General features: G+C 72.0%; 7 protein-coding genes. 6 read left to right on the plus strand and 1 reads right to left on the minus strand.

Annotation, left to right across the window (positions count from 1 at the left end; genetic code table 11):
* Position 1: 1 nt before the first annotated feature.
* Positions 2-592, minus strand: coding sequence for a hypothetical protein (locus AS029_RS01690; protein WP_058230868.1), 591 nt, complete (start codon positions 590-592; stop codon positions 2-4).
* A gap of 119 nt (positions 593-711) precedes the next feature.
* Here AS029_RS01690 and AS029_RS01695 point away from each other — a divergent pair, with 119 nt between their 5' ends.
* From AS029_RS01695 to AS029_RS01720, 6 genes are all read left to right on the plus strand, one after another.
* Entirely contained in the window at positions 712-1803 is a 1092-nt protein-coding gene (locus tag AS029_RS01695; protein ID WP_058230869.1) for a hypothetical protein, read from the plus strand.
* Positions 1804-1813: 10 nt separating this feature from the next.
* Positions 1814-2305 (plus strand): hypothetical protein, encoded by a 492-nt coding sequence (locus AS029_RS01700; RefSeq protein ID WP_058230870.1) that lies wholly within the window; start codon positions 1814-1816, stop codon positions 2303-2305.
* A 57-nt stretch (positions 2306-2362) separates the two neighbouring features.
* On the plus strand, positions 2363-3025 hold the full coding sequence (locus AS029_RS01705; RefSeq protein WP_058230871.1) for a hypothetical protein: 663 nt from the start codon (positions 2363-2365) through the stop codon (positions 3023-3025).
* 97 nt (positions 3026-3122) lie between these two features.
* Positions 3123-4259, plus strand: coding sequence for a serine/threonine-protein kinase (locus AS029_RS01710; protein WP_058230872.1), 1137 nt, complete (start codon positions 3123-3125; stop codon positions 4257-4259).
* Positions 4256-10186 (plus strand): Ig-like domain-containing protein, encoded by a 5931-nt coding sequence (locus tag AS029_RS01715; RefSeq protein WP_058230873.1) that lies wholly within the window; start codon positions 4256-4258, stop codon positions 10184-10186. Before AS029_RS01710 ends, AS029_RS01715 begins: the two co-directional genes overlap by 4 nt.
* 56 nt (positions 10187-10242) lie before the next feature.
* A complete protein-coding gene (locus AS029_RS01720) occupies positions 10243-11208 on the plus strand; it encodes an AAA family ATPase (RefSeq protein ID WP_058230874.1) in 966 nt (321 codons plus the stop codon).
* Positions 11209-11241: the final 33 nt, after the last annotated feature.

The following is an 11241-nucleotide window of genomic DNA, read 5'->3' on the forward strand; positions in this document are numbered from 1 at the left end:
GTCATCCGAAGATCGAGGAGATGATGCTCGCGGTGTACCCGGTGGGTGCGAGGTTGGAGTACTGGGTGTCGATCAGCACGTCGTCGCGCCAGTAGAGCGTGCGGCCGTCGTTGACCGGGTAGGTGTCGTTGATCCAGGTCTTCTCGCAGCGCGTGCCCGCGTCGGGGGTGTAGCAGCTGAAGCCCTGCGTCGCCACGAGCTCGTTGAGCATGTCGAGCGCCGGCCCGCGGTTCATTCGGGACACGGTGGTGGAAAGCCCGGTCGTGTCGGCGCCCGGGTCGCGCCAGATGCAGACGAGCGAGCCGTCGGGCTGCACGCCCGTGGCGACGCCGAGGGCGGGATCGTTCAACGGAACCGCGCCCAGCTGCGAGAGCACGTCGGCCGACAGCATCGCCTTGCAGTCGGCGGGAAGACGCACCTCGGTGGGCGCGCGGGAGAAGGTGGGGATGTTCGAGGGGGTCGGAGACGTCGCCACCGGCGGCGCCGTCTCGGGAGCCGCATCGTCGGCGGCGGGTGCGCACGCGGTCAGGGCGAGCAGGGCGACGCCGACGAGGGCCGCGGGAACGGCCGGCTGGAGCGCGCGACGGGACATGGGAACACCCTAAGCCGAGGTTCCGACACGGTCGAGACGCACTTCCGTCGGCACGCCTGCGCGTCTCGTCGCCACCGGCGGGTTAGCCTTGCGCGGCAATCACCGCGTGAGGAGACCCCATGAGCGACAACACGTCGGGCGGCGACCGCGTCGTTACGCCCAAGGACTCGTACGGCGACCCCGTCGCCGAACCGACCGACAACGCGCACGACGTCGTCGGCCGAGCCCACGAGGGACTCGCCGACGCCGAGGCCGCGCGTCGCGACGCCGTCGACCCGCGCGCCGCCGAGGCCGCGTGGGACGAACGCGAGCAGCACGAGCACCACGAGGCCGCGGCCGTCGCCGACCGTCGGGAGCACCCGGCGCCCGTCGTGCACGACGCGTCGCCCGTCGCGCCGCAGACCGCGCCGGCCGCCGCACCCGCCTCGTCCGTCGACCTCGACGACGAGGACGCCCGCTGGGCCGCCTACGCCGCCTCCGCCGAGCCGGAGCAGCAGACGACCGCGTACGCGCGCCACGACGACGACACCCGCACGAGTGCGTCGCCCGCCGCGGAGACCGCCGTCGTCGCCGGATCGGGTGCCGCCGCCGCCGGTGCCGCCGCACCCGTCTCCGAGGAACCGACGCGCGCCTACGGTGGACCGCAGCCGATCTTCGTGCAGGCGCCCGAGGCGCCCCGCCCCCGCGGCAACCGCGGCGCGGCTGGCGCCATCGGACTGCTGGCGGCGCTGTCCTTCGCCGTGCTGTATCTCGCCGCGACCCTCGGTCTGCGCCTGCTCACCGACGGGCTGCAGGTTTCCGAGCTGGGTTCTGCGGCGCTGTCCGCCCTGACCACGTGGGAGCTGTGGGTGCCCACCGCCGCCTTCTACGTCGGCTTCTGGTTCCTGGGTGCACTGATCAACCGCGGTCGCTGGGGGCACTGGGTCGTCTGGGGTCTCGTGGTCGGCGTGGTGGCCTGGGTGGGGTACCTGCTCGGCGTGCTCCTGGCCGCCCCGTTCTGGATGGTCACGGCGCGCCAGTCGGTCGAGCTGCTGCAGGACAACGTGCTCGCACCTCTCGCGATCGTCGCCTTCGTGCTCGGCCGCGAGCTGACGATCTGGTTCGGTGCGTGGGTGGCGGCGCGCGGCCGCCGCGTGACCGAGCTCAACGCCGAGGCGCAGCGCGAGTACGAGCGCACGCTCGAAGCGGGCCCCCAGCTCTCGCAGCGCTGAGACGGATGCCATGACGAACGAGCCGCGACCGGCGGGGGTGACCCCGCCGGTCGCGGTCGTTTTCGCCTCCGTCGTCTTCATCGCCCTGTCGATCGCCGCCCTCGGGGTGGTGAGCCTGGTGCTGGACGCCGACGTGATCCCGGTCCGCGGGCTCGGTGCCGTGCCCGGCGTGGTCGGTCAGCTGGTGGCCCTCGCCTCCTTCGCCGGGCAGCTGTTCTGGGGCCTCCGGGCCGACCCGCCGAGCTACCTCACCGCGGTCCCGTGCGCGATCGCGGCCTACGTGGGCGAGGTCGGGGGAGTGGTGGTCGGCGCCCTCGTGAGCGGTGCCGATCCAGCCCGCGGCGCCGCCGCGGCGGGCAGCGTCGCCCTGGGGTTCGCCGGCCCCGTGGTGGCAGCGGTGGGACTCGTCGCCGGGCTGTTCGGCATCCTTCTCGTCCGTTCGCGCACGAGCGGCCCACGCTGGGGGTGGGAGGACGACGACGAGGGGGATCGCGCGGCCTGACGCGCGGGGAGCCGTGGCATCCGCTCTTTCCCGGGCGTGTCGGGCTAGCGTAGAGCCGTGGAGCGGTCGCTCGAGAGCCAGGTCGGTCAGGCGGTGGACGCCTGGCTGCGTTGGCTGCCCCGATGGGAACCGGCGAACCATCGCGGTCGCGTCGCTCCCTGTCGACGGTGCTTCGGCTCTCCGGTGCTCTCGGCCGCCGGTCTGGGCGCCGACGTCCCGCACGGCGTCCAGCACGGACTGTCCACGCGTGTGAAGGGCATCGTCGACCACGCCGTCGCCGACTACACCTCCCGCAACCTCCCGATGCTCCAGGCCGAGCTCGATCAGCAGGCCGAGCGCAATCGGCGGCGTTCCTATCGCCCGGCCGAGGGCCTCGAGCCCGAGTTCGAGGGGATGCCGCTCGACCCCGATCCGGAGCCCGGTTCACCGTTCCTGTTCACCCTGTCGGGCCTGGCCGCCGAAGAAGACGCGGCCATTCCGGCCCTTCCCCCGCTGTCGGATGCCGCGAAGGCGGCGTTGCGACAGGAGGTGGGCCTGGCAGACGACTACGCGAACATGATCGGCCGCGAGGTGTGTTCGATCCTGCTCCACCACCGCCTCCGGATCCAGGCGGCGGTCGCGGAGTACGTCGAACCGCAGATCGCCGCTCTGCTCGACGACCTCACGCGGTCCCTGGACGCGCCCTTCGATCCGCGGGAGTCCGAGCCCCCGGCATCCTGAGCCGCCTGTGCACGGACGGCCGGTGCGACCAGTCGACTTTGTTAGCATCGTCGGGTCGTTCGCCAGGGTCGCGGACGGATCTTTCGGAGGGAGCTCGATGCCGCAGCGGCTTCCCTCGTCGCCGCCCATCCTGCCCGGGCTCGCGTACATCCGTCCCCTGGGCTCGGGTGGCTTCGCCGACGTCTTCCTCTACGGCCAGGACATGCCGCGCCGTGACGTGGCGGTGAAGGTGCTGCCGAGCGACGTGCGCGACGCCGATCTGCTGCGCATGTTCAACGCCGAGGCCGACGTGCTGGCCCACCTGTCGGCCCATCCCTCGATCGTCACGGTGTACCAGGCGGGGATCTCGGCCGACGGCCGGCCCTACATCGTGATGGAGTACTGCCCGGGCTCGCTGGCTCAGCGCTTCCGCGTCGAGCGGATGCCCGTGGCGGAAGTGCTGTCGATCGGCGTGCGCATGGCGGGCGCTCTCGAATCGGCGCACCACGCCGGCCTCATCCATCGCGACGTCAAACCCAGCAACATCCTCGTCACGACCTTCGGTGCGCCCGTCCTCGCCGACTTCGGCATCTCATCGTCGCTCGTGCGGCAGAGCGCCGACGAGATGATGGCGATGTCCGTGCCGTGGAGCGCGCCCGAGGTCATCGCCGAGCAGACCGCGGGCACCGTCGCGAGCGAGGTCTGGAGCCTCGGGGCGACCGTGTACTCGTTGCTCGCCGGGCACAGTCCGTTCGAACGACGCGAGAAGGGTCAGAACTCGCGCGAACAGCTGAGTCGGCGCATCGCGCGCGCCTCCTACACCGACATTCCCCGAGCCGACGTGCCCGCCGCCCTGCAGCGCGTGCTCGCGCGGGCGATGTCGCGCAACCCCGCCGATCGGTATCCTCACGCCCGGGAGTTCGGTGAGGCGCTGCAGACGGTGCAGGCCGAGATGGGTCTCCCCGCGACGCCGCTCGAGGTGCCCGCCGCCGAGTGGGCTCCCGCGGCACGGACCGTCGACTTCGCCGACGGGACGCTGCGCGGCCCGGCCCGCTCGCACGTCGAGCGCGACGGCGCCCGCAAGCACCGCGCGTCGGCCGGCGTCGCCGGCTACGCCCGCGACGAGGACACCGACATCGCCGCTCCCGCCTCGCCGACGGTCCATCCTCTGCCGTGGGTGCTCGCCGGGGCGACGACCGTGACGGCGGGGGCCGTGGTGGTGGCCGCGCTCTACGCCACGGGTGTGCTCCGATGAAGCGCACGACGCTCGCGGGTCTCAGCGCCGCGCTCGTCTCGGCCGCTCTGGTCGTGACGGCGAGCATCGTGTGGCCGGGACTCGACGCGCAAGAGACGCCCGAGGTCGACACCTCGGTTTGGGCCCTGCAGACGGGCGATGGCCAGCGGTACGCCCGCGTCAACACCGCCGTCGGCGAGCTCGACACCGTTCGCACCGCGGGCAACCCCAGCCAGGTGGCGCAGGCCGGTGACGGCGCCTATCTCTTCACCGACAGTTTCAGCAAGCTCACGCGGATCGACGAGGCGCGCCCCATCGACCTGCAGGAGGAGCAGCTCCAGGCCGCCCCCGCCACGCCCGCGGGGACAACGTCGGTCGTCACCGCGGGCGACTACGTCGTCTACCGGACGGATGCCGGCACGCTGTTCACCGGACGCCTGAGCCGCGCCGGACAGACCGGTGTCGAACTCGATCCCTTCGGCGCGGCCGGCGACGACGACGCGGCCGCCTATACGGCGGACGCCGTGGCGCTCGATGACCGAGGCATGCTGTTCGCCTACTCCTCGTCCGACGCGTCGGTCATCCGGTACGACGTCGAGTCCGACGAGCTCCGCGGGCGCGACGCCCTCGACGCCGATCTCGCCGCACCGGTGCTGTCGGCCGCCGGCGACGACTGGGTGCTCCTCGACTCCGACGCCGGCCGCGTGTGGGTGCGCGGCGACGACCCCGTCGACATCGACACCGGAGATCAGGTCGTCGTGGGCGACGCCGATCCCGACGCCCGCGCCGTGTACGTCGCCGACGACCAGGCGTTGTGGACGATTCCCACCGACGGTTCCGAGCCGCGTCGCGAGATGGGGGGCGGGGGGAACGTGCTGGGTCAGCCCGCCCGGCCCGTGTGGCATCAGGGCATCGCCTACGCCGCGTGGCTCCTCCCGGGTGACTCCCGCGGAACGCTGTGGAGGTCCGACCAGGGTGAGACCGGGCTCGACTACGGCGGCGCGACCATGCCCGACCAGCGTCGTCCGGTGTTCGTCGCGACCGACCACGCGATCATTCTGAACGAGACGCGGACGGGATGGGTGTGGACCGTGCCCGACGGCGCGCTCGTCGCCTCGAGCCAGAACTGGTCGCTCGACGACCGCACCGAACAGACGACGGTGCAGAGCGAGGAGCAGCTGAGCGTCGTCCTCGACCCCAAGCCGCCGATCGCCGAGCCCGACGCGTTCGGCGTCCGCGCGGGCCGCCTCGTCACGCTGCCCGTGCTGCTCAACGATCACGACCCCAACGAAGACGTGCTGAGCATCGTCGGCGAGAGCGTGACGGGACTCGACCCCGGTTTCGGAACGCTCACGCTCACCGACTCCGGCCAGCGGCTCGCCGTGCGGGTGTCACCGGATGCCACGGGGAGCGCGACGTTCTCGTACGCCGTGACCGACGGCACGACCGCCGACGGGTTGACCTCCGCGCCCACCACCGTGACGCTCACGGTCTCACCCGGCGACGCCAACGCCGCGCCGGTGTGGTGCGGCGTCGACAACTGCCTGCAGCCGTGGCCCACCCCGGAGGTCGCGCGCGGGGGCACCGTGACGGTGCCGGTGCTGCCCGGATGGGTCGACCCCGACGGCGACCCCCTCCTGCTCCTCTCCGTCGAGAACCCGGGGGGCGTCGGGTCCGTGGCCGCCACACCTGGCGGCGACGTGGTCTACCAGCACGCCGACGACGGATCCGGGGGAGAGCAGAGCATCCAGCTCGACGTCACGGTCGCCGACACACGGGGTGCGATCACCACCAAGCCCCTCGTGGTGCGCGTCGCGCCCGATCCCGGCCTCGCGGTGCAGTCGTTCGCCGTCGTCGACACGGTCGGGTCGTCGGTGTCGGTCGACGTCGGACCCCACGTGACCGGCACCGCCGGTGACATCTCGCTCGCTTCGGTGCGCGTCCTCGACGGTGCGGCCGCGACCGCGACGGTCGTCGGCGGCAGCACGGCCTTCGAGCTCACGGCCTCGCAACCGGGCGTCTATCGCGTCGACTTCACCGTCGACGGCGGAGGCCGCGACGCGAACGCGACGGCGCGCATCACCCTGCTCCCGGCGGACGCCCCGGCGCAGCTTTCGACCTCGCCGGTCGTGGCCTTCGTCCGCCCGCAAGAGGATGCCACGCTCGACGTCTTCCGCGCGGTGTCCAATCCCACGGGTCGGGTGCTGCTGCTGAGCGATGTCACCCCCCAGGCCGAGGACGGCGCCTCGCTCACCGTCGACACCGTGGGGCAGAGCGACCTCCGAGTGTCGGGGAGCACCTCCGACGGCGCGGCGGGCCTCCTCGGCACGGTGTCCTACGCGGTGAGCGACGGAACCGATGACGAGGGCTCGCGTGTGACGGGCGAGGCGACGGTGTATCTGCTCCCGCCTGCCCCCGAGATCGCCCCCATCGCCGTCGACGACACCGTGACGGCGCGTGCGGGGGCGCAGATCGACATCCCCGTGCTCGACAACGACATCTCACCCGCGGGTGGGCGTCCCTCGCTCGATCCGTCCAGCATCCGCGCCACGCCGGCAGCCGACGGCCTCGCCTTCGCATCCGGGGGTGTGCTCCGCTATCTCGCCCCGACGACGCCCGGCTCGTACGAGGTGACCTACCGCGTGTCCAGCACCGGCACGCCGTCGCTGTGGGACGAGGCGACGGTGCGCATCACGGTTCTCGCCGCCGACGCCAACCGCGCGCCGATCCCCGCCACGCTGGAGGGGCGTGTCCTGAGCGGCGGGACGACGTCGATCGACTTCGACGCGTTCGGCATCGACCCCGACGGCGACGCGGTGGTCCTCGACCGCATCGTCGCGCAACCCGATCGCGGCACGGCATCCGTCTCGCCCGACGGATCGTCGATCCTGTACTCCTCCATCCCGGGCGACCGCGGTCAGGTGTCGTTCCGCTACCGCGTCTCCGATTCCGCCGGCGCGACGGGCGAAGGCACGGTGCGCATCGGGGTCCTGGATGCCGAGGCCAACCCCAGTCCGATCACCTTCACCGACTACGTGCAGGTGCAGGCGGGGGCGGATCGCACCGTCCGCGTCAGCCCGCTCGCCAACGACATCGACCCCACGCAGGGCCGACTCTCGCTCACGGGTGTGCGGCCCGATCTGCCCGAGACGCTCATCGACGGCAGCGACAATCCCGAGTACGCGCGTCTCGACGGCTTCATCGACACCGTGTCCGACACCGCCGTCGTCCTCCGCGCCGGAGAGCAACCCGCGACCCTGTCGTTCTTGTACGACGTCTCGTCCGACTCCGGCAATACCGGGCGGGGGCTGATCGTCGTCAAGGTCGTGCGCGAGAGCGTCCCCGACTATCCGGTCGTCACCGATACGGTGCTGACCGTCGAGAACCGCGACGATTTCTCCGCGGGCGTCGACGTCATCGCCGGCAAGGCCAGGTGGTCGGGCGGAGACGTGAGCGCACTCGACGTGGCGCTGTGGGGCGATCCCGCCGACGTCCGGGTCGAGGGGCGCCGCATCTCGGGCGAGCTGCCGACGACACGGCGGGTCATCCCCTTCGCCGTCACCGGGCGCGCGGGTGATGCCGACGTCACCACCTACGCGTTCCTCCGGGTGCCCGGCGACGACGACCTCAGCCTGTCCCTGCGTCCGAACGCGGCCCAACGCGTCGACGAGCTCGCGTCCGTCTCGTTCGACATGGCATCCCTCGTCGCCGTGCCCCGTCGCGCCACGCTCGAGGTGGGCACGGAGGTGAGCACCACGGGCGTCCGTCCCGCGGGTCGGTGCACGGTCGCCGGCTCCGTCGTGACCTACGACGCCGGCGAAGGGTCGCCCTGGACCGATGCCTGTCGCGTCCCCGTCCGGGTGGCGGGCAGCGAGGAGTGGACGGTGCTGTCGGTGCCCGTCGGTGTGGTGGCACGCGATCCGCAACCGGAGCTGCGCCCGGGCGCCCTCACGGTCGGGCCCGGGGAGACGGCCACCTTCGACCTGCGCAACATGACCTCGTGGCAGCTCGGACGCGAAGACGAGGCGGGGGTCCGTTACGCCCTGGAGTACTCCGGATCCGCGTTCGCCGTGTCGCTCGACGGGTCGACCGTGACGGTGACCGGGAACGACCGCGCCCTCCCCGGCGTCGAGAACGCCGCCGTCGTATCGATCACCAGTCACGCAGCGGTCGCCCCCGCTCGTCTCGTTCTGCGCGTCGGCAACGCGCCCTCGACGCTTCCGCAGGGCGGAACGACGTCGTCTCAGTGCTCGCAGGCGTCGGGATCGGGCTGCACGATCGACGTCGTCGGCGCCCCGGGCGAGGTCAACCCGCTGCCGCGGACCCCGCTCGAGGTCATCGCCGTGAACCCGACGGCCGCCTGCACGGGTGTGAGCTTCGCCGTCGCCTCGCCGACGAGTGTCGCGGCATCCTGGTCGGCGGACGCCCCCGGCGCGACCTGCACCGCGAGCGTCACGCTCCGCGACGCGCAGGGCCGTACGACGGCCTCCAGCCGCGACGCCCGCGTCGTCCTCGACCTGCTCGGCTACCCGCGGGGGCCCGCGAGTGTGCGGCAGACGGCATTCGCCGACGGGTCGCTGACCCTGCGCGTCGATCCGGGGGAGGCGGGCCGTGCCTACCCCGGTCTCTCCGGCTTCACCGTGCGCACGGGTGGACAGGTCGTCGGCCAGTGCAGTGCCGACGGATCCTGCCCTCCCATCTCGGCCCCCAACGGCGAGCAGCGCGAGTACGTCGTCACGGCCGTCAACGCCGTAGGGGAGTCGCGCGGTTCCGTCCGCACGACCGGCTGGGCGTATCGAGCGCCTGCGCAGCCGCGCGAGCTGGCCTTCAGCCCGGTCCGCACCGACGGCGCGGGTGGCGTCGCCGACCTGGTCATCAGGGGCGTCGACGGCGCCGAGACGGGCAGCCTCGAGATATCCAGCCCCGTGGGCGACACCGTGCGCGTCGACGTGGGCCGCAACCAGGACGAGGTATCGGTGCGCCGATTCGTCGTCGGGTCGAACGATGCGACCGCCATCACCGTCCGCCCCTTCTCGCGCTTCACCTTGCCTCCGGGCCTGGGCGGAGCGTCGAACGGCAGCGAGCTCGTGGGTACCGCGCACGGCGTGGGCGTTGCTCAGAACCTCGCCCTGAACCTCACCTCGCGATCGACGGGCAACCAGCAGTCCACCGTCGTCGCCGACGGATCCGCTCAGCCGAACGGCACCGACGTCGAGCTCGCGTACGACATCTCCGAGGGGCGATCCCGGTGCCAGCCGGGGTCGGGATCGGCCCGCGAGGAGTTCCCGGGCCGCAACGACGGCGAGAGCTACGAGTACACCCTCTGCGTCGAGACGTTCTTCCGTGGGGAGTCCTTCGGCGTCGTGTCGGTGAAGCAGAGTCTCAACGTGGCGCAGGACGCCGCCGCCCCGACGGGCTACACCTTCCGCGTCGACCCGCAGGCGCAGGTGAAGGGTGACACCGCACGGTGGTACATCGACCGCAGGATCGACACGGGGAGCGCCCCGCCGCGGAACAACGAGGTGAAGTACGAGAACTGGGACGGCGCAACCACCGTTTTCGACCGTGACCCGAACATCCTCGTGTACTTCGAGCACAAGGTGTGGAAGACGCAGTCCCAGCGCGGCAGGGTGGAGCCGGCCGCGGGGAGCGCCCCCTATCAGGTGCAGGCGAGTTGGAAGGTCGCGAACTGTGAGGCCGGCGGCGCGCTCCGTGCCGAAGGCACCTCGGCGGCGGACCGGGCGAACTTCGTCTTCACGTACGACGACGCGGTCTTCCGCGACAAGAACGGCGCCGCCCTGCCCAAGACGGAGGGCAACCCGGCCCTGGTCCCCGCCGGGGCGACCAGCGTGGAGAACATCGGCGTGAGCGTCGACTGGTCCAAACCGGGGTGGAATCTCGACAACGCCACCGCCGAGCTGTCCGGGGCCTGCAAGCCCGGCGCCTGACGCCCCCATCCCCGCCGATCCGGCATCCGCGAACTCGAGCCCGAAAGAAGCACGACATGACGATCACCCAGGAGCAGGCCACCTGGTTCGCCCAGACCTTCGCGCAGATCGCCGACAACGTCGAGCGCGCCGTCCTCGGAAAGCGTCACGTCGTCGAACTCGTCCTCACGGCGATGCTCAGCGACGGTCACGTCCTCCTCGAAGACGTTCCCGGCACGGGCAAGACGTCGCTCGCCCGCGCCGTCGCGCAGTCGGTGCAGGGCACGAACACCCGCATCCAGTTCACGCCCGATCTTCTGCCGGGCGACATCACGGGCATCACCGTCTACGACCAGAAGACCGGTTCGTTCGAGTTCCACACCGGACCGATCTTCGCCAACATCGTGCTCGCCGACGAGATCAACCGGGCCAGCCCCAAGACCCAGTCGGCGCTGCTCGAGGTCATGGAGGAGGGCAAGGTCACCATCGACGGCGTCTCCCGTGCGGTGGGCGTACCGTTCCTCGTCCTGGCGACGCAGAACCCCGTCGAGCAGGCCGGCACGTATCGCCTGCCCGAGGCTCAGCTCGATCGCTTCCTGCTGCGGACCTCGCTGGGCTACCCCGACCACGCCGCCACCGTCCGCATCCTCGACGGCGCACCGGTCGCCACCGCCGACCTGCGCCCCATCATCACCCCGCAGGCGCTGGTCGGTATGGCCGACCTGGCGGCGTCCGTCTACGTCGACGCCCTCGTCCTCGACTACATCGCCCGGCTCGTGGATGCCACCCGCGCGGCCGACGAGGTGCGCCTCGGCGTGAGCATCCGCGGTGCCCTCGCCCTGACCCGTGCCACTCGCGCCCGCGCGGCCGCACAGGGGCGCACCTATGCCACCCCCGACGACGTCAAAGCCCTCGCGGTCGCGGTGCTCTCGCACCGGTTGATCCTCCACCCCGAGGCGGAGTTCGACGGCGTCACGCAGGAGGCCGTGATCGGTCAGGTGCTGCTGGACACCCTCCCGCCCACGCAGCGCGAGAGCGCATGACGATGCCCCCGGCCGAGCAGGCCGCGGCGCCGA

The sequence above is a fragment of the Microbacterium enclense genome (genome assembly GCF_001456955.1).
Lineage (GTDB): Bacteria > Actinomycetota > Actinomycetes > Actinomycetales > Microbacteriaceae > Microbacterium > Microbacterium enclense.

Bases quoted from the DNA above. Each gene is read 5' to 3' on its own strand.
- AS029_RS01710 (WP_058230872.1), top strand. From the start codon at position 3,123: ATGCCGCAGCGGCTTCCCTCGTCGCCGCCCATCCTGCCCGGGCTCGCG.
- AS029_RS01715 (WP_058230873.1), top strand. From the start codon at position 4,256: ATGAAGCGCACGACGCTCGCGGGTCTCAGCGCCGCGCTCGTCTCGGCC.
- AS029_RS01695 (WP_058230869.1), top strand. From the start codon at position 712: ATGAGCGACAACACGTCGGGCGGCGACCGCGTCGTTACGCCCAAGGAC.
- AS029_RS01720 (WP_058230874.1), top strand. From the start codon at position 10,243: ATGACGATCACCCAGGAGCAGGCCACCTGGTTCGCCCAGACCTTCGCG.
- AS029_RS01700 (WP_058230870.1), top strand. From the start codon at position 1,814: ATGACGAACGAGCCGCGACCGGCGGGGGTGACCCCGCCGGTCGCGGTC.
- AS029_RS01690 (WP_058230868.1), bottom strand. From the start codon at position 592: ATGTCCCGTCGCGCGCTCCAGCCGGCCGTTCCCGCGGCCCTCGTCGGC.